Raw genomic sequence first — 19,610 nt, 5'->3', positions numbered from 1 at the left:
GCGGTCATGGCGTGGATCACCGCCCGGTGGTTACGTGGACCGCATGGCAGAGCGTCGATCGCGGTGGATGGACAGCGACCTGGACCAGTTGCGCCAGCTCGCCCGCACGTTCATGGAGAAGGAGGTCGTGCCGCACCAGGAACGCTTCGCCGAGCAGAAGCAGGTCGACCGCGACCTGTGGCGCAAGGCCGGCGATCTCGGGCTGCTGTGCCTGAGCATCCCCGAGGAGTACAGGGGCGGTGGCGGCACGTTCGCCCACGAGGCCGTGTTGCTGGAGGAGCAGGCACGGGCCGGCGACAGCTCATGGGGCAACAGCGTGCACAGCGGCATCGTCGCCCACTACCTCAACTCCTACGGCTCCGAGGAGCAGAAGCAGCGCTGGCTGCCCAAGCTCGCGTCCGGTGAGTACGTCGGCGCGATCGCGATGACCGAACCCGGTGCGGGCTCCGACCTGCAGGGCATCCGGACGAAGGCCATCAGGGACGGCGACGAGTACGTCATCAACGGCTCGAAGACGTTCATCACGAACGGCGTGCAGGCCGACCTGGTGATCGTGGTGGCCAAGACCGACCCCGCCCAGGGCGCGCAGGGCATCTCGCTGCTCGTCGTGGAGAACGACATCCGGCGCGGCCGCGTGCTCGACAAGGTCGGCATGAAGGGCCAGGACACCGCCGAGCTGTTCTTCGACGACGTGCGGGTGCCCGCCTCGAACCTCCTCGGCGAGCAGGAGGGCCTCGGGTTCATCCAGCTCATGCAGCAGCTGCCGCAGGAACGCCTGATCATCGGCGTCTGCTGCATCGCGGGCATCGAGGCCGCCGTGGACGTCACGCTGAAGTACGTGAAGGACCGCAAGGCGTTCGGCAAGGAGCTGATCAAGTTCCAGAACACCCGGTTCAAGCTCGCCGAGTGCGCCACCGAGGCGGCCGTGACCAGGGCGTTCATCGACGAGTGCGTCGAGAAGCACCTGAAGGGCGAACTGGACGTGCCGACCGCGGCGATGGCGAAGTGGTGGGCCAGCGACCGGCTGAGCAAGGTCGTCGACGAGTGCGTGCAGCTGTTCGGCGGCTACGGCTACATGAACGAGTACCCGATCGCACGTGCCTGGTCCGACGCCCGCGTGCAGCGGATCTACGGCGGCACGAACGAGATCATGAAGGAAATCATCGCGAGGTCCCTGTGACGGGGCCTCTCGCAGGACTGAAGGTCGTCGAGCTCGCCGGCCTCGCGCCCGCGCCGTTCGGTGCCATGGTGCTGGCCGACCTCGGCGCCGACGTCGTCCAGGTGCACAAGCCGGGGAGCGTGCAGACCGTCCCCGGTGACTTCCTCGGCCGCAACCGGCGCTCGATCGCCATCGACACGCGCACACCCGAGGGCGCCGAGCTCGTCCTCGGTCTGGTCGAGCGCTCGGACGTGCTGATCGAGGGCTTCCGGCCGGGCGTGACCGAACGGCTGGGCATCGGCCCCGCGCAGTGCCTGGCCCGCAACCCGCGCCTCGTCTACGGCCGCATGACCGGCTGGGGCCAGGACGGGCCGCTCGCCGACCGCGCCGGCCACGACATCAACTACATCGCCGTAGCGGGCGCGCTGGAGCCGCTGGGACGGGCCGGCGGGCCGCCGTCGTTCCCGATCAACCTCCTGGGCGACTTCGGCGGGGGAGGGCTGCTGCTGGCCCTCGGCGTGCTCGCCGCACTGTATGAACGGGAGCGCTCCGGGCGTGGCCAGGTCGTGGACACCGCGATGGTCGACGGGGCGGCGTTGCTGACGACGTTCCTGCACGGGATGCGGTCCGCGGGCATGTGGTCGGGCGGGCGCGGCGAGAACATGCTCGACGGTGGAGTGCCGTTCTACGACGTCTACGAGGCAGCGGACGGGCGGTACGTGGCCATCGGCGCGCTGGAGGAGAGGTTCTACGCCGACCTGGTGCGCGTGCTGGGCCTGGAGGACGCGCCCTCGCGCAACGATCCGGCGAACTGGCCTGAGCTGCGGGAACGCATCGCGGCGGCGGTGAAGACCCGGCCGCGGGACGAGTGGGCGGACCTCGCGCGGGACACGGACGCCTGCCTGGCCCCGGTGCTGACCCCCGCCGAGGCGGCACATCACCCGTACAACGCCGCACGCGACACTTTCGTGGACGTGTCGGGCTCGCCGCACCCGGCGCCGGCGCCTCGCTTCGACCGCACTCCCGCCACGGTTCCCACGGCTCCTGTTCCGACCGGAACGAACACCGATGAAGTGCTTGCCGACATGGGTGTGGCGGCCGACAGGATTATGGAACTGCGGCGGTCTGGAGTAATTGGATGAATGTTCGGGTGCGCATTAATAACGCCACGAGAGCGTGACAGTGCGTGATGGGGGGACTTCGGCATCCGGGTGAGGCCCGGTGCAACTGTCTCTCTTCCAAGCTGTGGGATGCGAGGGTGTCCGTGTTCACCTCGTGCCCAGGACATCGGCGCTGTTGACGCCCCTCTTTAGCCGCCATTCGGGTGACGTTGGCCGTCACGCAGGCGTGCGTGGCTGGTGGATCCTGGCACGACTTGGGCGTGGTCGTTGTTCATCGCAAGGGTGAATGAGGGACCATGACGGGTGACACGGGCGGTCCGCCGCCTGACCGGTGAACCACACGGACGGAGAGGTACCTGTGAACCTCAAGAAGGTGCTAGTGCTGGCGGGCGTCGCGCTGGTGCTGTTCCTCCTGATCACCCAGCCCGAGCAGTCCGCTTCGGCGGTGCAGCAGGTCCTCGGCTGGCTGCGTCAGGGCGCGGAGTCGATCATCACCTTCATCAGGAGCCTCTTCGGCACGGCCACCCCGCTCAGCTAGTGACGGTGGGTGATCTTCGGCCGTCTGCGTTGAGCCGGATGGGTGGAATGAGGCCAATCACGCACTGGTAACGGGTGTTCTGGGGATTCAGGGTCTGGCGATTGTCAGACCTACCGAATACCTTCCGCTGCAATGGCCGATCCCCGACCGACGAGGAGGCACATATGGTCGAGGACTCCGGGGTCCACGAGCTGTTGCAGCAGTGGGCGGCTGAACGGTCTGATGACGCAGAGATGCAGGAGGTGAACCGGATCAAGAACGCGTGGCTCGCGGAGGCTCCCCCCTCGGCGCCAGGCATCCCCGTGCAGCGGGGAGGCAGGAGCGGGTCGCGTGGCTTGGTCAAGGTCGACTCGGCGGATCCGGCCTACGTGGCCGCGATGCGCAAGCGGGCGCCGGAGGCACCCGAGGCACTGCTCGCCGCCGCGGCGAGCTACTGGCAGCTGGTGGGCGACGTCGCCGAGGCCGAGCAGTGGTGGGACGCGGGCATCAGCCCGTTGGACCAGCGCGCGCTCGACTACCGCGCGGCGGGTCTGTCTCCTGCCGATCTCGGGAGGCGCCTGGGACCGATGACGGTTCTCCAGCACCTTCGTCGTGGCTCCGCCGCGGCTTGGTGCGTTGCTCGTCTGCAGAGGCAGCGCCGGGACGGCGTGGCGTAGTGGACCGGGGCTCCACGATTGGGGCCCCCATGTTCGCGGAATGCGCTCACCTCGATCGCTTCGCGTGTCTTGTGGGGGCCAAGCCCCCACGCCCCAGCCGGGGGCGAGCCCCCGGATCCCCCACGGGGTGGCCTCCGTCAGGAGGCCTCACCCAAGTAGTGTTGAGGTCGTGCGCGGCCTCTTTACTCCCCAACGTGTGCTGATCGCGTTCGCCTGTGTGGCGGCGCTGGTCGCCTGTTGCGGACTCGCCTGGTGGCAGTGGCAGCGCTTCGAGTCCGCCAGCGGCACGTTCCAGAACCTCGGGTACGTGCTCCAGTGGCCGCTCTTCGGCCTCTTCCCCCTCTTCATGGTGTGGCGGTTCCGTCGTTTGGCACGCCAGCGCCGTGACGAGGAACTCGCACCGGAGCCGGTTGCGGCTGCTCCACGCCCAGTGGCTACCGTTGACGCCGTCAAACCCGCGCCTGTCGAGTACCTCGACGACGAAGAAGACGCGGAGCTCGCGGCCTACAACCGCATGCTCGCGAACCTCAACGCGCGGGACGGTCGTTGAGCGAAGGCGGGCAGATGAAGGGTGCGTTGACCCGGTTCAGGGTCATGGCTTACGTGGTCGGAGTCTTCCTGCTGCTCCTGGTCGTGGCGATGGTGCTCAAGTACGCCGCGGACATGGGCGGCGCGATGAAGGTCGTCGGCCCGATCCACGGCTTCCTCTACGCCATCTACCTGGTGATTTCCGTCGACCTGGCGCTCAAGCTCCGCTGGTCGATCAAGGGCACCCTGCTGGTGCTGCTCGCCGGCACCGTCCCGTTCCTGTCCTTCTGGGCGGAGCGCAAGGTGGTCGAGAAGACTGCGCAGGGCGTCCCGCTGTGACGTTTGGCCTGCTAGCGTCTGGGGCTGACAACTGAACACGGCCGTCGATGTCGCGCGGAAGAGACCCCTCGGGAGTTCGTTCATCCCGGGTGGGCGCCGAAGGAGCAATCCCTCCCCGGAATCTCTCAGGCACAGGTACCGCGCGACGAAGGCAACTCTGGAAAGCAGGCCCATCAGCGGCCTCGCCCACGGTGCAAGTCGCGCTCCGCGCGGCGAAGCTCTCAGGCTCATGACAGAGGGGGAGGCTCGCTCTAGTGAGGAGTCTCCGATGGACCGTGTCATTCTTCTGATGCCTCAGCCGGCCGCGTCCGGCTCTTCGGCGCACCCTGGAGGAGCGTTCTGATGTCCCGCCTCACGCCTCTGAACGCCGAGCACGAGCAGCTCGGCGCGATGTTCACCGACTTCGCGGGCTGGCGGATGCCGCTGCGCTACTCGTCAGAGCTCGCGGAGCACCACGCCGTGCGCACGACCGCGGGCCTGTTCGACCTCACGCACATGGGTGAGATCGTGCTGACCGGTCCGCAGGCCGGCGAGGCCCTCGACTACGCGCTGGTCGGCCACATCTCCGCGCTGGCCGTCGGCAAGGCCCGCTACACGATGATCACCCAGGCCGACGGCGGCGTGATCGACGACCTGATCGTGTACCGCCTGGGCGAGGAGGAGTTCATGGTCGTCGCGAACGCCTCGAACGCCGCCGTCGTGGCTGACGCGCTGGTCGAGCGCGCCGCCGGATTCGACACCGTCGTCACCGACTCCTCGACCGACTACGCGTTGATCGCGATCCAGGGCCCGAAGTCCGTCGAGATCCTGTCCGGCCTGACCGAGACGGACCTGGCGACGGTCAAGTACTACGCCTCGTACCCGTCCACGGTCGCCGGCGTCGACGCGCTGCTCGCCCGTACCGGCTACACCGGCGAGGAGGGCTTCGAGCTGTTCGTCGCGCCCGCCGACGCGCCGGCCGTCTGGGCGGCGCTGCTGTCCGCCGGTGAGGCGCACGAGCTCAAGCCGTGCGGTCTCGGCTGCCGCGACACGCTGCGTCTCGAAGCCGGGATGCCCTTGTACGGCAACGAGCTCACGACGTCGTTGACGCCGTACAACGCGAACCTGGGCCGCGTCGTGAAGCTCGACAAGCCCGGCGACTTCGTGGGCCGCGAAGCGCTGACCAAGGTGTCGGAGTCCGGTGTGGACTCGGTCCTGGTCGGACTGAAGACCCCCGAGCGCCGCGCACCGCGTCACGGTTACGCGGTGCTCAACGGCGACGAGGTCGTGGGCGAGGTGACGTCGGGCGCGCTGTCCCCGACCCTCGGCTACTCCGTCGCCATGGCCTACGTGACCCGTGCCAGCTCTGAGCCCGGCACCCCACTGCTGGTGGACGTCCGCGGCAAGAAGCAGGCCGTCGAGGTCGTCGCACTTCCGTTCTACAAGCGCGCCAAGTAGGGAGATTCTCCAGATGTCCGACCAGTTCAACGCTTCCCTCGCGGAGTACGACCCCGAGGTCGCCGAAGCCGTTGCGGCCGAGTTGGCGCGCCAGCAGGGCACTCTCGAGATGATCGCCTCGGAGAACTTCACGCCCGTGTCGGTGCTGCAGGCCCAGGGTTCCGTCCTCACGAACAAGTACGCCGAGGGCTACCCCGGCCGTCGCTACTACGGCGGCTGCGAGCACGTGGACGTCGTCGAGCGCCTCGCCATCGAGCGCATCAAGTCGCTCTTCGGCGCCGGCTTCGCGAACGTCCAGCCGCACTCGGGCGCGCAGGCCAACGCGGCCGCGATGTTCGCGCTGCTCCAGCCCGGCGACACGATCCTGGGCCTGGACCTCGCGCACGGCGGCCACCTGACGCACGGCATGCGCATCAACTTCTCCGGCAAGCTCTACAACGTCGTGCCGTACCACGTCGCGGACTCCGATGGCCGCGTCGACATGGCCGAGGTCGAGCGCCTCGCGACCGAGCACCGCCCGAAGCTGATCGTGGCCGGTTGGTCCGCCTACCCGCGCCAGCTGGACTTCGCCGAGTTCCGCCGCATCGCGGACTCGGTCGACGCCTACCTGATGGTCGACATGGCGCACTTCGCCGGCCTCGTCGCCGCCGACCTGCACCCGTCGCCCGTGCCGCACGCGCACGTCACGACGACCACGACCCACAAGACCCTCGGTGGTCCCCGTGGCGGCGTGATCCTGTCGAACGACGCCGACATCGCCAAGAAGATCAACTCGGCGGTGTTCCCCGGCCAGCAGGGCGGCCCGCTGGAGCACGTGATCGCGGCCAAGGCCGTGGCGTTCAAGCACGCCGCCTCGCCGGAGTTCGCCGACCGCCAGCGCCGCACGCTCGAGGGGTCGCGGATCCTGGCGGAGCGTCTGTCGCAGGCGGACGTCGCCGCGGCCGGCGTGAAGGTGCTCACCGGCGGCACGGACGTGCACCTGGTCCTCGTCGACCTGGTGAACTCCGAGCTCGACGGCAAGCAGGCCGAGGACGTGCTGCACCAGATCGGCATCACGGTCAACCGCAACGCCGTCCCGAACGACCCGCGTCCGCCGATGGTGACGTCCGGTCTGCGGATCGGCACGCCGGCGCTGGCCACCCGCGGGTTCGGCGAGGTGGACTTCATCGAGGTCGCCGACGTGATCGCGGAGGCCCTGAAGCCGGGCGCGGCGATCGACGAGCTGCGTGCGCGCGTCGAGGTGCTGGCGGCCAAGCACCCGCTGTACTCCACGCTCTGATCCGACAGACCGAAGGGGCGCCACCGGAGATCTGGTGGCGCCCCTTCGGCTTTGGTGACCCTGGGAGCGAAACGACGGGAACCCCGGCCCCTTCCCCAGGGCCGGGGTCTCACCGTGTCAGGGTGTCGTGTGTCTCAGAAGGACCGTCCTATCGGGATGCTTTGGGGTTACGCAGCCGGAACCGTCACACCAGGCGGGAGGCACTCGACGTTGCGCTTGCCGTTGGGCTGGATCACGAACCACGTGTTGCCGATGCCCTGGCCGGCCCACTTGCCCGGCGCCGGGTCCTTCGAGTACGTGTACAGGGCCCAACCGTCGATGGCGACCTGCTTCTTGCCGTCAGCGCGGGTGATCAGCGAGACCAGCTTCGAGTCGACGCCCTCCAGCTGAGGGATCGTCTCCGCGAGCATCGGGGGCCACGTCACGGCGCACTGGTCGTTGCAGTTGGACTTGCCTTCCGGCTTCGGGACGTCCTTGTCGAAGCGGTAAAGGGTGCGGCCATCGCCGTCCTGGACGACCTGGCCCATCTTGTCCACGCTCTTGCCGACCAGCCTCAACGTGCTGACCGGGGCTGCTGCTGGGGGCTGCGCCGCAGGGGGCTGCGCGGCCGGGACTACCGGGGCCTGCTGCTGGGCAGGGGTTTCGGGGGCTTGCGCAGGCTCCTGGAGCACCGGGGGCTGACCCACGTCGCCGTAGTCACCGAGGACGCCCAGATCGGTTTCGGTTTGTGCCACCGGCTTGGAGTTCGTGCCACTGCCAGTGGCGCTCCAGACACCCAGACCCAGCACAACTGCCAGTCCCGCGGCGAGCCCGATGGCAATGCGGTTACGTCGGATCACACTCATGTCCTCCTCGTCCATCCGTTCGCTCTATCGAGGCCATACGGCCCGGGTTGCGTCTCGGTTCAGAAACGAACCGAACCTCCTTCCGTCTCGAACGTCTGGCGGAGTCAGGTCACGCAGGAGGTGCAGGGTGGTCGTCGCTGGTCAGCTGGCGGGAATGGCCGAACGGGTGCTGGGTGCGCCGTTGCCGATCGGATTTCGAGCCTGGGACGGAAGCGTCGCCGGGCCGCAGGACGGCACGGTGCTCGTGATCCGCTCCCGCGACGCGTTGCGGAGGCTCGTCTGGAGCCCGAACGAACTGGGGCTCGCGCGCGCGTACGTGAGCGGGGAGCTCGACGTGGAGGGTGATCTCGCCGAGGGGCTCTCCCAGATCTGGGGGCTCGTGCGGCGGGGAGTAACCCGCCGGCCTCGGATCTCGGAGGTCGCGAAGCTCGCGTTGCAACTGAAGGTGCTCGGCCGCAACCCGGACGCGCCGAAGGAGGAGGCACGGCTGCGGGGTGCGTTGCACACCAAGAGCCGCGACCGTGATGCCATTTCGCACCACTACGATCTGAGCAACGCGTTCTACCAGCTCGTGCTCGACCCGAGCATGGCCTACTCGTGCGCGTACTTCACGGCCGAGGACGAGCCGCTCGCGCAGGCGCAGCACAACAAGCTGGACCTCGTGTGCCGCAAGCTCGACCTGCGACCGGGCATGCGCCTGCTCGACGTCGGCTGCGGCTGGGGTTCGATGATCATCCACGCCGCGAAGCACTACGGCGTGCACGCGACCGGCGTGACGATCTCCGCGCAGCAGCGCGCGCACATCCTCGGCCGCATCGAGGCCGAGGGCCTGACCGATCGCGTCGAGGTGCGGCTGCAGGACTACCGCGAGGTGCGCGACGCGCCGTTCGACGCGATCTCCACCATCGAGATGGGCGAACACGTCGGTGAGAGCAACTACCCGGAGTACGCCGCGACGCTGCACCGGTTGCTCAAGCCGGAGGGACGCCTGCTGCTGCAACAGATGTCGCGCGGCCACAACGCACCGGGCGGCGGGGCGTTCATCGAGTCGTACGTCGCGCCGGACATGCACATGCGACCGGTCAGTGCCACCACCGGCTTCCTCGAAGCCGCCGGCCTGGAGATCCGTGACGTGCACGCGTTGCGCGAGCACTACGTTTGGACCGTGCGGGCATGGGCAGAGACTCTCGAAGAGCGGTGGGACGAGGTCGTCGCGCTGGTCGGCGAGGGCCAGGCGCGCGTCTGGCGGCTGTACCTCGCCGGAGGCGCGCTGACGTTCGAGGAGGGCAGGATGGGCGTGGACCAGATCCTCGCGGTGCGCAGGAGCGAGGCGGGGCGCAGCGGCATGCCTCGCGTCCGTCGTGAGCTGGTGGCCCGATGAGCTTCCTGATCAGCCTCCTGGCTGTTCTGCTGCTGCTCAGCGGACTGTTCCTGTACGCGGACTCCCGCAAGCGCTACGACCTGATCGACTCGGTCTGGGGCCCGGGTTTCGCCGTGATCGCCGTGATCACGCTGCTGTTGGCGGACGGCGAACCGACCCGGCAGTGGGTGGTCACCGCGCTCACCGTGGTGTGGGGCGTACGCCTGGGCGTGCACATCCACTCGCGCAACAGGGGCAAGGACGAGGACCCGCGCTACCAGGACATCCTCAAGCGCGCCAAGGGAAACCCGCGCCTGCGGATGTACCGCGTCTACCTCCTGCAGGCCGTGCTGATGTGGATCGTCTCGCTCCCCGTCCAGGCCGCGCAGCACCTTTCGGCCCCGTTCGGAGTGCTGGATTGGATCGGCACTGGCGTGTGGATGGTCGGCTTCGCCTTCGAGGCCATTGGTGACTGGCAGCTCTCCCGGTTCCGCGCGGACCCGGCGAACAAGGGCGCTGTGATGGACCGCGGCTTGTGGCGCTACACAAGGCATCCGAACTACTTCGGCGACTCCGTCGTGTGGTGGGGCCTGTACCTGTTCGCGCTGCACTCGTGGCTTGCCGCGCTCACGATCGTCGGGCCGGTGGTCATGACCTGGCTGCTCGCCAAGGGCAGCGGCAAACCGTTGCTGGAGAAGGACATCGTGTCGCGCCGGCCCGGGTACGCCGAGTACGTGCGGCGGACCAGCGGGTTCATTCCGTTGCCGCCGAAGAGCAAGGTGGGCTAGGCGGCGTTCGCACGGGTCCGCGAACACGCCGAGAAGCCTGCGATCCGGCGGGGCTGTTCGCGTCGCGGTGCCTGTGACGTGCGAAGCAGTGCACCTCGCAGGCACCCGCGCGCTCCTCGCGCGCGGGTTAGTGTGGGGCGTGGGCAACGACATCTCCTTCCCGCGCCAACAGGCGCGCACCCAGCGGTTCACCGTCGGCGCACCGAGGACCTTCGCGGTGTCAGCCGACGGCGCACGTGTCTTCTTCCTGCGCCCGGCCACGGCCACAAGCCGTGCGAACGGGCTCTGGGAACTGACCACCGCGACCGGCGAAGAGCGGCTGGTCGCCGACCCGGCGGCGCTGTTGTCCGATCCGGAGGACCTGCCCGCCGAGGAGAAGGCGCGCCGCGAGCGCACGCGTGAGTCCGGCGCGGGACTGGTCGGGTACGCGCTCTCCCGGGACGCCTCGGTGGCCTCGTTCGCCCTGTCCGGCCGGCTGTTCGTGGCTGACCTGACGAGTGGCGTCGTGAGGGAGCTGCCGACGCAAGGCGGGGTCATCGACCCTCGGGTCGACCCGACCGGGCAGCGCGTGGCGTACGTCACGCGCGGCACGTTGCGGGTGGTCGAGCTGGACTCGGGTGAGGACTACGCGGTCGCCGTTCCTGACGGCGAGGACGTGACGTTCGGCCTCGCCGAGTTCATCGCGGCCGAGGAGATGTCGCGCTACCGCGGTTACTGGTGGGAGCCGAACGGCAAGCGTCTCATCGCCGCGCGGGTCAACAACGCCGAGGTGCAGCGCTGGTACATCGCCGACCCGGCCAACCCCGGCACGGCGGCCACCGAGATCGCCTACCCGTCGGCGGGCACGACCAACGCCTCGGTGTCGCTGCACGTGGTGTCGCTCGACGGCACCTTCGTCCCGGTGCTGATCGAGTTCGACTACCTCAACGACGTGCACTGGTCGTCCGGCGGCGCCCCGCTGGTCACGACGCAGGACCGCGACCAGCGCACCCGCCGGATCTACACGCTCGCCCCCGACACCGGATCCGTCACCGAGCTCGCGGTCGAGACCGACCCGACGTGGCTCGAGGTCACGGACGGTGCCCCGGCGTGGACGCCGGACGGCCGCCTCGTGCGGATCGTGGGGCAGGGCGACGAGTACGCGCTCCAGGTGGGCGACGACGTCCTGACGTCCGGCCTGCAGGTGCGCCGGGTTCTCGACATCGCCGATGGCTCGATCCTCGTCTCGGCCTCCGCGGAGGACCCGACGCAGGTGCACGTCTACGACGTCGGCGCCGACACCAGGAAACTGTCCACTGAGGACGGTGTGCACTCCGCGGTTCGGGGCGGCGAAACGGTTGTCGAGATATCGGCCACTTTGGACTCGTTCGGCTCACGAGCGCGAGTCGGTGAGCACGTCATCGAGTCGTGGGCGGACACGCCTGTCCTCAAGGCGTCGCCGCGCATGCTGACCCTCGGCGAACGGTCCATCCGCGCCGCCCTGCTGTTGCCCAACGGGCACGTCCCCGGCACCAAGCTGCCGGTGCTGATGGACCCGTACGGCGGCCCGCACGCCCAGCGCGTCCTCTCGGTCCAGAACGCCTTCCTGGCCTCGCAGTGGCTGGCGGACCAGGGCTTCGCGGTCCTCGTCGCCGACGGCCGCGGCACGCCGGGGCGAGGCCTGGCCTGGGAACGCGAGATCGCGTACGACTTCGCCGGCGCCACGCTGGAGGACCAGGTCGACGCCCTGCACGCCGCCGCGGCGGTCGAGCAGGACCTCGACCTCACGCGGGTCGCGATCCGAGGCTGGTCCTACGGCGGCTACCTCGCGGCACTGGCCGTCCTGCGCCGCCCTGACGTCTTCCACGCGGGCATCGCGGGCGCCCCGGTGACCGACTGGCGCCTCTACGACACCCACTACACCGAGCGCTACCTGGGCCACCCGGACGACAAGCCCGAGGTCTACGACGCGAACTCCCTCATCGCCGACGCGGACAAGCTCTCCCGCCCGCTGATGATCATCCACGGCCTCGCCGACGACAACGTGGTGGCGGCCCACACCCTGCGCCTGTCCAACGCGCTGCTGGCCGCCGGCCGCCCGCACACCGTGCTGCCGCTCTCGGGCGTCACGCACATGACCCCGCAGGAACAGGTGGCGGAGAACCTGCTCCTGCTGCAGGTCGAGTTCCTCAAGCAGTCACTGGGCTGACGAGAAAGGGGCGCTTCCCGCGAACGGGAAGCGCCCCTCTCGGCAACGCAGATCAGGCCAGCGACTGCCGCACCCGGTACGGCGGGATGCTGTTGCCCAGCAACGCCAGGTCGTCGATCGACTCCGGCTGGTACCCGGCCGTCTTCAACCGCTCGACCATCAACGCGGTCGGGTCCTCGACGACGTCCGCGCGGCCGAACAGGTACGCCCACTCGTGCTCGTCCGAGCCGTAGTACGCGACGGTGTCGAACACCTCGTTGAACCGCTGCCACGAGCGGATCAGCGTGGTGTTGCGCCACATCGTCTGGCAGCCGGACTGGTTGACGACGACGCCGCCGGGACGCAGCAGCGCCTTGCACATGCGCAGGAAGTCCGCGCCGTACAGGCGGTTGTGCTGCGCCTCCTCCTCGCGCTCGTCGGGCAGGTCCACCAGCACGATGTCGTACTTCTCCGACGTCGTGCGGATGTACTCGAACCCGTCGATGTACTGCACGCGGATGGGGCCGGAGCCCTTCTCCGCCTCAGCGAGCTCGGCGGAGGTGTACCCGTAGGGCAGGTGCTCCGCGCACAGCTTCACGGCCTGCTCGTCGATGTCGATGTGGTCGACGACGGTTGCGCCGTGCTGCACGGCCATCTGGCACACGACACCCTCGGAGGAGCCGATGACCAGCACGCGCTCGACGGTGTCGGCCAGCAGCAGCGCCGGCACCATCAGGGCCTCGTGGTAGGTCAGCTGGCTGAACTCCGTCGACTGGCGGTCGTTGTCGCAGAACAGCGACAGGCCCTGGGCCGTGCGGGCGATCACCAGGTGCTGGAAGTCGGTCTTGGTGTCGACCAGCACCTCGTCCACCTGCCAGTGGCGGGTCATGCCCTCGGCGAGCGGCTCGTTGATCGTGTTCACGCGACATGCTCCTTGACGCCACGAGTGACGAGGTCCGTGCTCACATGAGCAGCGCCCAGCGCGTCAGCGAGTAGTTGGACGGCCAGCGCGGGCTTCGCACGAGTACCGCAGGTGAACACGTCGACGAACACCGAACCCACTTCGGGATAGGTATGGATCGACGCATGGGATTCCGACAGCAGGGCCAGCACGGTGACTCCTTGGGGATCGAACTTCTTGGAGATCACCTCCAGCACGGTTGCGTCGGCCTGCGTGAGAACCTCACCAAGGGCGTGCCGCAGGAACTGCTCGTCGTCGAGCAGATCCGCGCTCACACCCGAGAGCTCTGCAAGTACGTGCTGTCCCGCGAACAAACCGACGGTCTCCTCGGTCTGACAGGGCGCTTCGGACATCAATCACTCCAAACTATGTGAATTGCGAACAGGCTTATACGCAGTACGTGGCCAACGGCGGGAAGCCGTTGAAGCACACGGACGAGTAGGAGGAGGTGTAGGCGCCCGCGTGGAGGATGTCCACGTGGTCGCCGGCCTGCAGGTCGAGCGGCAGGTCGTAGCGGGTGTGCTGGTAGATCACGTCGTCCGCGTCGCAGGTGGGGCCTGCCAGCACGATCGGCCCCACCGGGCCGCCGTCCCGCGAGGTGCGCAGCCGGTACGCGATCGCCTCGCCCTCGGTCTCGGCGAGGCCCTGGTAGCGGCCGATGTCGATGTACACCCAGCGGCGTTCGTCCGAATAGGACTTCCGCGACACCAGCACGACCGACGAACGGATCATCCCGGCCTCGGCGGAGATCGCCCGGCCGGGCTCGATCATCACCCTGGGGCGGAACGAGCCGAAGTGCCGCGCGACCGAAGCCTCGATGGCGGCGGCGAAGTCATCCAGCGACGGCGTGGACTCCTGGTACACGGCGGGAAGGCCGCCGCCCAGGTTCACCGTCGACGTCTCGATGCCCTCCGCGCGCAGCTTCGCGGCGATCAGGGCCGCGTCGGCGATGCCGGAGTCCCAGCCCTCGACGGAGAGTTGTTGCGAGCCCGCGTGGAACGCGACACCAAGAGGAACGAGCCCCAGTTCGTGCGCCAGCCGCAAGAGATCCGTCGCCATCTCCGGATCGCAACCGAACTTGTTGCCGAACGGGTACGTGGAACCCTTGCTGTGGACAAGGATCCGCACCAGCACGGACGAACCGGGCGCGTGCGAGGCGACGAACCGGACGTCCTGTTCGCTGTCGGACACGAACATCCGCACGCCACGCGAGTACGCGTACGCGATGTCAGCGGCCTTCTTGATGGGGTTGCTGTAGGAGATCGACGACGGCGCGGCGCCGCGCGCCAGGCACAGGTCGATCTCCGCGGGCGATGCCACGTCGAAGTGCGAACCTTCCGCGACCAGCGTGCCGACCACGTCGGACTCCGGGTTCGACTTCACCGCGTAGAAGATGTCGATGGACGGCAGTGCCGCGCGAATCGCCTGGTAGCGCGCGCGAATCGTCTCGAGGTCGATCACCAGACATGGTGTCGACGGGTTCTCCTGGTCCAGGAAACGCCGAATACGAGCCTCTGCCTCGTAACGCCGGTCAACGGCGAAGCTCTCGGTCATTTCCCCAGGGTTCCCCCTTCATCCGCCTCGCGTCCGTACGCGGGCACGGCCGTCCACTCTACGGCCTGGACACCGAAAGTGCGCAAGCCAGTCCAGCCGAGTGTGATTTAGCCAGCAGAACGAAGCTCGACCATCGTGATGTCCGGAGGGGCGCCGACCCGCACCGGCGGACCCCAGAAACCCGCGCCACGACTGGTGTAGAGCCACGTGTCGTCCACCTTCGACAGCCCCGCGACACTGGGCTGCTGCAGCGGCACGAACAAGTTGAACGGCGCCATCTGTCCACCGTGTGTATGACCGGACAACTGGAGGTCGACGCCGTGTGAAGACGCGTCGGTAACCTGCACGGGCTGATGTGACAACAGGACTACGGGGTTGTTCCGGTTGCGTCCCGCGAGTGCACGGCCGAAGTCCGGCCCGTCGTCGTAGGACTTGCCGGTCACGTCGTTCACGCCCACGACCTCGATGCCGCCGGCGATCGTCAAACCCTCGTTGCGCAACGGGTTCACGCCGAGCCTGTCGAGCTCCGCGATCCACTGCTCGTGGCCGGAGAAGTACTCGTGGTTACCCGTCACGAAGAAGCTGCCCTGCTTGGACACCAGGTCCCGCAACGGTGCCGCGGCCTCGCCCAGCTCGGCGACGGTGCCGTCCACCAGGTCGCCGACGATCGCGACCATGTCCGCTTCCTGCTCGTTGATCATCCGCACGATCCGTTCGGTGTGCGAACGCCCGAGCAGCGGCCCGAGGTGGATGTCGCTCACGACCGCGATCCGGAAACCGGACAACGACGGCTGCAGCTTCTTCAGCGTCACGGGCACGTTCAGCAGCTGCGGGTCACCCAGCGCCTGGGTCATGCCGTAGCCGACGACGCCGCCCGCCGCGATGCCGGAACCGATCGCCACCGACCGCGCGATGAACAGCCGTCGCGACGGGTCCGGCACGATCTCGACGGGTTCGGCGGCCTCGGGACCGGCGCCGACGGCCACCGGCGTGAGGGTGGCCCGCTTCAGCAGGATCCGGCGCGGGATCTCGGCGATGCCGAGCGCGAGCGCCAGGTAGAACAGCATCGCGAGCCAGAGGTATCCGGGCCACGCGAAGAACTTCCCGAGCTCCGGCGGCACCCTGCGCGTCACGACCAGGGCGCTCATCATCATCCCGAACGCGCCGATGATCGCCAGCGTGCCGATGCGACGGCCCAGCGTGCGGGGACGCGTGGTGTCCACGACCAGCCGCCGCCACAGGTACAAATGGCCCAGCGCGGTGGGGACACCGAGGAGCAAAAGGAAAATCACGACATCAGTATGCGTTTTGAGAACTTCGTGCAACCTGCCAGGCCCCAGGTGGCGTGACTATCCCGGCACCGCAGACAGGGGGAGACCTGATGAGTGACCGGGACGCCGCGTTCCAGGAGTACTTCGCGGCCCGTTCCGACGTCATGCGCGGCACGGCATACCTGCTGTGCGGCGACTGGCATCGCGCGGAAGACCTCGTGCAACAGGCCTTCACCAAGCTGTACCTGGCTTGGCGACGGGTCGAGCGGCACGAGGCGCTGGACGCCTACACCAGGCAGATCGTGGTGCGGACGTTCCTGTCCGAGCGACGGCGCGGGTGGTTCCGGTTCGAGTCGGCGAGTGACGACCTGACCGACTCGGCCGCTCCTCCAGGCGTCTACCCAGAGGAACGGATGGTGCTGCTGGAGGCGCTGGCGAAGGTGCCTCCGAAGCAACGTGCGTGCCTCGTCCTGCGGTACTGGGAGGACATGTCCGTCGAACAGACGGCCGTTGTCCTCAAGTGTTCGGAAGGAACCGTGAAGAGCCAGGCCGCGCGGGGGCTGCAGACGCTGCGCGGCCTGCTTTCAGAGCAGGAGAGGGTTCGATGAACGAACAGGACCTCAAACGAGCGTTTCAGGAAGTGGTGGTGGCGAGCAGCCCGCCGCCCTCGATGGATCCGGGCATCGCGCTCGACAGGGCGCACAAGGCCCGTTCCAAGCGGCGGGCGTCCATCACGGGCGCGGCGGTGGCCGTGCTGGTGGTCGGTGTCGGCCTCGGGTCGGCGTTCGCGCTGAACCCGCAGGGCACGAAGGACTACCTGGTCGGTGCGGGGCCGAGCAGCAGTTCCAGCTCCAGCTCCAGTGCCGGCGTCGGCGCCGGCATGCCTGACACGCAGTGGGGCGAGCAGTGGCCGGTCGGGCAGTCCGACCGCACGGCCACCAACGGGCCGCAGGCCGACCGCGGCGTGCTGCTGCTGAACGCGCTCACGGCATCCGCCCAGGCCGGCGGGTTCGAGACGCCCAAGCTGAAGTACCAGGCGCCGGAGTACCAGAACGGCGAGATGCAGCGCACCCAGGCGCAGATCTCGACGGACAAGGGCGAGACGCCGGAGGTCTGGGTCTACACGGCACACGTGCCGGTCCAGAAGAACGGCAAGGTCGGCATGATGCTCGCCGAGGTCTCGATGCCGAAGCCGACGGATCCGGCCGATCCGTGTGCGCTCGCCAAGCAGTTCTGGGGCATGAGCAAGGCGACGTGCAAGGTGCGCGACGTCAACGGTGTGCAGGTCGGTGACGCCTTCAGTCAGGAGGAGGGCCGCGTGATGCAGTGGATGTCCTACAAGGCCCCCAACGGCTGGACGGTGAACATCGCGCAGAACGCGAGCTACGAGGGCAGCGGCTACCCCGGGCTCGACAGCAACCCGTTCCCGGCGAGCGAGCTCGCGTCCATGGCCACGGACGCGAAGTTCCTCCTCGGGAGCTGACCACGGTGGAACACGAGGGCGGTCACGTTCTGTGGCCGCCCTCTCTCGTTGCTCCTTTCGAGTGTTTCGGCAGGTAAAGTGCCGCCCTGGAATGCGGACCCTGCTCATCGACAACTACGACTCGTTCACGTTCAACCTCTTCCAGCACCTCGCTGAGGTGAACGGTGCCGAGCCCGTGGTCGTCCACAACGACGACCCGCGCTTTCGGCTTGCCTCACTGCGGTCGTTCGACAACGTGGTGATCTCGCCAGGCCCCGGCCGGCCCGGTAATCCCGCCGACTTCGGCCTCTGCCGCGCGGTGATCGACCACGCCGAGATCCCGTTGCTGGGCGTGTGTCTGGGGCATCAGGGGCTGTGTTTGTCGTACGGCGCTGTTGTGGGGCCCGCGCCCGTGCCGCGTCATGGGATCGTTTCGCCGGTCACGCACACCGGTGTCGACGTGTTCGCGGGGATGCCCTCGCCGTTCGACGTCGTGCGCTATCACTCGCTGGCCGTCACGAATCTGCCTTCTTCATTGGAAGCCATCGCGTGGAGCGACGACTCCGTGCTGATGGGTGTGCGCGCTCTGGACAGACCCGCGTGGGGCGTGCAGTTCCACCCCGAGTCGATCTGCACCGAGTTCGGCCGCGAGATGCTCGCGAACTTCGCCGTGCTGACCCCGACGAGGACCGCCGCGGTGCCCGAACCGGTGCTGGTTCGCTCAACGCCTCAGAAGCGCCCTGTGCACGTTCGCAAGCTCGCCACGACCGTGGACGCGGAAGAGGCGTTCGCGGCGCTGTACGGGGCTTCTGAGGCCGCGTTCTGGCTGGACAGCGGATCCGGCGGGCGGTTCTCGTTCATGGGCGACGCGTCGGGGCCGCTCGCCCGCGTCGCGCAGTACTCCGTGCCGGACCAGGTGCTCACGCTCGACGGCACCGCGCGCCCCTGTCCTTCTTTCTTCTCCTGGCTGGACGACGACCTCGCGTCGTGGAGCGTGGAGCAGCCGGACGTGCCGTTCGATTTCACCCTGGGATGGGTCGGATACCTCGGCTACGAGCTGAAGGCGGAGTGCGGTGGCGACTTCGCACACCGCGCGGAACAGCCAGACGCGTCGTTCGTGTTCACGGACCGTGCGCTGGTCATCGATCACGTTGATGATTGCGTCTATTTGCTGTCGTTGTCCGATGACAGCTGGTTCAGCGAGGTATCGGCGGTTCTCACTCGACTGAGCCCATTGGCCGAACCATCACAGCCGCGCGTGTCCGACGTGACGTTGCGGCATCCGCGCGCGCACTACCTGAAGCTGATCAACGCCTGCCAGGAAGCGATCACCGCGGGGGAGACGTACGAGGCGTGCCTGACGAACATGATGTCGTGGCGTGCGTCGCTCGACCCGTGGGACACATATCGGCTGCTTCGCGCCGCAAATCCCGTTCCGTTCGGGGCGCTCCTGCGTTTCGGTGACCTCTCCGTGCTCAGCACGTCACCCGAACGATTTATCCGGGTGGACCGAGATGGCGTCGTGGAGTCATCGCCGATCAAGGGGACACGCCCCCGAGGTGTTGATGCGTCAGACGACGAGATGTTGCGCACAACGTTGGCGCGATCAGTCAAGGACCGCGCGGAGAACCTGATGATCGTGGACCTCGTCCGCAACGATCTCGGCACGTGCGCGGAAGTCGGTTCTGTCGAGGTGACGCGGTTGTTCGACGTCGAGACCTACGCGACCGTACACCAATTGGTGAGCACCGTGCGGGCCCGACTTCGCCAGGACAGTTCTGCCGTCCGATGTGTTCGAGCAGCGTTTCCCGGCGGATCCATGACCGGTGCGCCGAAGATCCGGACCATGCAGATCCTTGATGGGTTGGAAGCCGGTCCACGTGGGGTGTACTCGGGAGCGCTCGGTTACTTCTCGCTCAACGGAGCCGCCGACTTCAGCATCGTCATCCGAACGCTGGTCACGAACGGCGACCAGGTGAGTTTCGGTGTGGGCGGAGCGGTGATCTCGCTGTCCGACCCTGACGAGGAATTCGAGGAGACAGCGGTCAAGGCCACTGCCGTGTCACGCCTGTTCGGAGCGCACTTTCCCGGCCGTTGATCCCGCGTTCCGGGGATAGTGTGAACGAACCGGGATGTGTTAAGTCT

General features: G+C 68.0%; 19 protein-coding genes and 2 riboswitches. Of the genes, 14 read left to right on the top strand and 5 right to left on the bottom strand.

From position 1 onward, the window contains the following. Nucleotides 1–43 precede the first annotated feature (43 nt). The 8 genes from ACSHWB_RS04195 to glyA all read left to right on the top strand — a co-directional run bounded on the left by ACSHWB_RS04195 (nucleotide 44) and on the right by glyA (nucleotide 7,057). The gene (locus ACSHWB_RS04195; RefSeq protein WP_439660764.1) at nucleotides 44–1,180 is read left to right on the top strand and encodes an acyl-CoA dehydrogenase family protein; all 1,137 of its coding nucleotides are present in this window, start codon (nucleotides 44–46) and stop codon (nucleotides 1,178–1,180) included. Continuing rightward, a complete protein-coding gene (locus ACSHWB_RS04190; RefSeq protein WP_439660763.1) occupies nucleotides 1,177–2,301 on the top strand; it encodes a CaiB/BaiF CoA transferase family protein in 1,125 nt (374 codons plus the stop codon). Before ACSHWB_RS04195 ends, ACSHWB_RS04190 begins: the two co-directional genes overlap by 4 nt. A 337-nt stretch (nucleotides 2,302–2,638) precedes the next feature. Beyond that, nucleotides 2,639–2,818, top strand: coding sequence for a hypothetical protein (locus ACSHWB_RS04185; RefSeq protein WP_030476968.1), 180 nt, complete (start codon nucleotides 2,639–2,641; stop codon nucleotides 2,816–2,818). A gap of 164 nt (nucleotides 2,819–2,982) precedes the next feature. Continuing rightward, nucleotides 2,983–3,474 (top strand): transcriptional regulator, encoded by a 492-nt coding sequence (locus ACSHWB_RS04180; RefSeq protein ID WP_090012227.1) that lies wholly within the window; start codon nucleotides 2,983–2,985, stop codon nucleotides 3,472–3,474. A gap of 169 nt (nucleotides 3,475–3,643) precedes the next feature. Continuing rightward, the gene (locus tag ACSHWB_RS04175; protein ID WP_439660762.1) at nucleotides 3,644–4,024 is read left to right on the top strand and encodes a hypothetical protein; all 381 of its coding nucleotides are present in this window, start codon (nucleotides 3,644–3,646) and stop codon (nucleotides 4,022–4,024) included. A 14-nt stretch (nucleotides 4,025–4,038) separates the two neighbouring features. Next, complete coding sequence (locus tag ACSHWB_RS04170) at nucleotides 4,039–4,341, top strand: DUF3817 domain-containing protein (protein ID WP_093597120.1); 303 nt, start codon at nucleotides 4,039–4,041, stop codon at nucleotides 4,339–4,341. Between the two features lie 45 nt (nucleotides 4,342–4,386). Next, a riboswitch (glycine riboswitch) is annotated at nucleotides 4,387–4,492 on the top strand. 1 nt (nucleotide 4,493) lies between these two features. Continuing rightward, nucleotides 4,494–4,584: riboswitch (glycine riboswitch) on the top strand. 99 nt (nucleotides 4,585–4,683) lie between these two features. Further along, nucleotides 4,684–5,778: a glycine cleavage system aminomethyltransferase GcvT gene (gcvT, locus tag ACSHWB_RS04165; RefSeq protein ID WP_439660761.1), complete on the top strand. Its 1,095-nt coding sequence runs from the start codon at nucleotides 4,684–4,686 to the stop codon at nucleotides 5,776–5,778. Between the two features lie 13 nt (nucleotides 5,779–5,791). Continuing rightward, nucleotides 5,792–7,057, top strand: coding sequence for a serine hydroxymethyltransferase (glyA, locus tag ACSHWB_RS04160; RefSeq protein ID WP_439660760.1), 1,266 nt, complete (start codon nucleotides 5,792–5,794; stop codon nucleotides 7,055–7,057). A 167-nt stretch (nucleotides 7,058–7,224) separates the two neighbouring features. Here glyA and ACSHWB_RS04155 read toward each other — a convergent pair whose 3' ends face one another. Beyond that, the gene (locus tag ACSHWB_RS04155) at nucleotides 7,225–7,902 is read right to left on the bottom strand and encodes a COG4315 family predicted lipoprotein (protein WP_439660759.1); all 678 of its coding nucleotides are present in this window, start codon (nucleotides 7,900–7,902) and stop codon (nucleotides 7,225–7,227) included. Nucleotides 7,903–8,056: 154 nt separating this feature from the next. On the opposite strand from ACSHWB_RS04155, the gene ACSHWB_RS04150 reads away from it, so the two are divergent. The 3 genes from ACSHWB_RS04150 (at nucleotide 8,057) to ACSHWB_RS04140 (ending at nucleotide 12,238) form a co-directional block, all read left to right on the top strand. Then, a complete protein-coding gene (locus ACSHWB_RS04150; RefSeq protein WP_439664511.1) occupies nucleotides 8,057–9,283 on the top strand; it encodes a class I SAM-dependent methyltransferase in 1,227 nt (408 codons plus the stop codon). Continuing rightward, a complete protein-coding gene (locus ACSHWB_RS04145; protein WP_439660758.1) occupies nucleotides 9,280–10,050 on the top strand; it encodes a DUF1295 domain-containing protein in 771 nt (256 codons plus the stop codon). Before ACSHWB_RS04150 ends, ACSHWB_RS04145 begins: the two co-directional genes overlap by 4 nt. Before the next feature lie 139 nt (nucleotides 10,051–10,189). Beyond that, the gene (locus tag ACSHWB_RS04140; RefSeq protein ID WP_439660757.1) at nucleotides 10,190–12,238 is read left to right on the top strand and encodes a prolyl oligopeptidase family serine peptidase; all 2,049 of its coding nucleotides are present in this window, start codon (nucleotides 10,190–10,192) and stop codon (nucleotides 12,236–12,238) included. Between the two features lie 52 nt (nucleotides 12,239–12,290). On the opposite strand, the gene ACSHWB_RS04135 is transcribed toward ACSHWB_RS04140, so the two are convergent. The 4 genes from ACSHWB_RS04135 to ACSHWB_RS04120 form a co-directional block, all read right to left on the bottom strand. Continuing rightward, nucleotides 12,291–13,106, bottom strand: coding sequence for a spermidine synthase (locus ACSHWB_RS04135; RefSeq protein WP_439664510.1), 816 nt, complete (start codon nucleotides 13,104–13,106; stop codon nucleotides 12,291–12,293). A gap of 29 nt (nucleotides 13,107–13,135) precedes the next feature. After that, on the bottom strand, nucleotides 13,136–13,531 hold the full coding sequence (gene speD / locus ACSHWB_RS04130) for an adenosylmethionine decarboxylase (RefSeq protein WP_319977204.1): 396 nt from the start codon (nucleotides 13,529–13,531) through the stop codon (nucleotides 13,136–13,138). A 34-nt stretch (nucleotides 13,532–13,565) separates the two neighbouring features. Continuing rightward, nucleotides 13,566–14,732: a type III PLP-dependent enzyme gene (locus ACSHWB_RS04125; protein ID WP_439660756.1), complete on the bottom strand. Its 1,167-nt coding sequence runs from the start codon at nucleotides 14,730–14,732 to the stop codon at nucleotides 13,566–13,568. Between the two features lie 107 nt (nucleotides 14,733–14,839). Continuing rightward, a complete protein-coding gene (locus ACSHWB_RS04120) occupies nucleotides 14,840–16,024 on the bottom strand; it encodes a metallophosphoesterase (protein WP_439660755.1) in 1,185 nt (394 codons plus the stop codon). Nucleotides 16,025–16,113: 89 nt separating this feature from the next. On the opposite strand from ACSHWB_RS04120, the gene ACSHWB_RS04115 reads away from it, so the two are divergent. The 3 genes from ACSHWB_RS04115 (at nucleotide 16,114) to pabB (ending at nucleotide 19,563) form a co-directional block, all read left to right on the top strand. After that, nucleotides 16,114–16,611, top strand: a complete 498-nt coding sequence (locus ACSHWB_RS04115; RefSeq protein ID WP_439660754.1) for a SigE family RNA polymerase sigma factor — start codon at nucleotides 16,114–16,116, stop codon at nucleotides 16,609–16,611. Beyond that, on the top strand, nucleotides 16,608–17,486 hold the full coding sequence (locus tag ACSHWB_RS04110; protein WP_439660753.1) for a hypothetical protein: 879 nt from the start codon (nucleotides 16,608–16,610) through the stop codon (nucleotides 17,484–17,486). The genes ACSHWB_RS04115 and ACSHWB_RS04110 overlap by 4 nt, the downstream gene beginning before the upstream one ends. A gap of 91 nt (nucleotides 17,487–17,577) precedes the next feature. After that, nucleotides 17,578–19,563 carry an aminodeoxychorismate synthase component I gene (pabB, locus tag ACSHWB_RS04105; RefSeq protein WP_439660752.1) on the top strand — a complete coding sequence of 662 codons (1,986 nt, stop codon included), beginning with the start codon at nucleotides 17,578–17,580 and terminating at the stop codon, nucleotides 19,561–19,563. Nucleotides 19,564–19,610: the final 47 nt, after the last annotated feature.

Source organism: Lentzea sp. HUAS TT2 (assembly GCF_051853195.1).
Classification (GTDB): Bacteria; Actinomycetota; Actinomycetes; order Mycobacteriales; family Pseudonocardiaceae; genus Lentzea.
Note: the sequence above shows the minus strand (reverse complement) of the source record. Positions and strands in the feature narration are given on the sequence as shown.

Bases quoted from the DNA above. Each gene is read 5' to 3' on its own strand.
- ACSHWB_RS04195 (WP_439660764.1), top strand. From the start codon at position 44: ATGGCAGAGCGTCGATCGCGGTGGATGGACAGCGACCTGGACCAGTTG.
- ACSHWB_RS04180 (WP_090012227.1), top strand. From the start codon at position 2,983: ATGGTCGAGGACTCCGGGGTCCACGAGCTGTTGCAGCAGTGGGCGGCT.
- ACSHWB_RS04170 (WP_093597120.1), top strand. From the start codon at position 4,039: ATGAAGGGTGCGTTGACCCGGTTCAGGGTCATGGCTTACGTGGTCGGA.
- gcvT (WP_439660761.1), top strand. From the start codon at position 4,684: ATGTCCCGCCTCACGCCTCTGAACGCCGAGCACGAGCAGCTCGGCGCG.
- glyA (WP_439660760.1), top strand. From the start codon at position 5,792: ATGTCCGACCAGTTCAACGCTTCCCTCGCGGAGTACGACCCCGAGGTC.
- ACSHWB_RS04155 (WP_439660759.1), bottom strand. From the start codon at position 7,902: ATGAGTGTGATCCGACGTAACCGCATTGCCATCGGGCTCGCCGCGGGA.
- ACSHWB_RS04150 (WP_439664511.1), top strand. From the start codon at position 8,057: ATGGCCGAACGGGTGCTGGGTGCGCCGTTGCCGATCGGATTTCGAGCC.
- ACSHWB_RS04145 (WP_439660758.1), top strand. From the start codon at position 9,280: ATGAGCTTCCTGATCAGCCTCCTGGCTGTTCTGCTGCTGCTCAGCGGA.
- ACSHWB_RS04135 (WP_439664510.1), bottom strand. From the start codon at position 13,106: ATGACCCGCCACTGGCAGGTGGACGAGGTGCTGGTCGACACCAAGACC.
- speD (WP_319977204.1), bottom strand. From the start codon at position 13,531: ATGTCCGAAGCGCCCTGTCAGACCGAGGAGACCGTCGGTTTGTTCGCG.
- ACSHWB_RS04125 (WP_439660756.1), bottom strand. From the start codon at position 14,732: ATGACCGAGAGCTTCGCCGTTGACCGGCGTTACGAGGCAGAGGCTCGT.
- ACSHWB_RS04115 (WP_439660754.1), top strand. From the start codon at position 16,114: ATGAGTGACCGGGACGCCGCGTTCCAGGAGTACTTCGCGGCCCGTTCC.
- ACSHWB_RS04110 (WP_439660753.1), top strand. From the start codon at position 16,608: ATGAACGAACAGGACCTCAAACGAGCGTTTCAGGAAGTGGTGGTGGCG.
- pabB (WP_439660752.1), top strand. From the start codon at position 17,578: ATGCGGACCCTGCTCATCGACAACTACGACTCGTTCACGTTCAACCTC.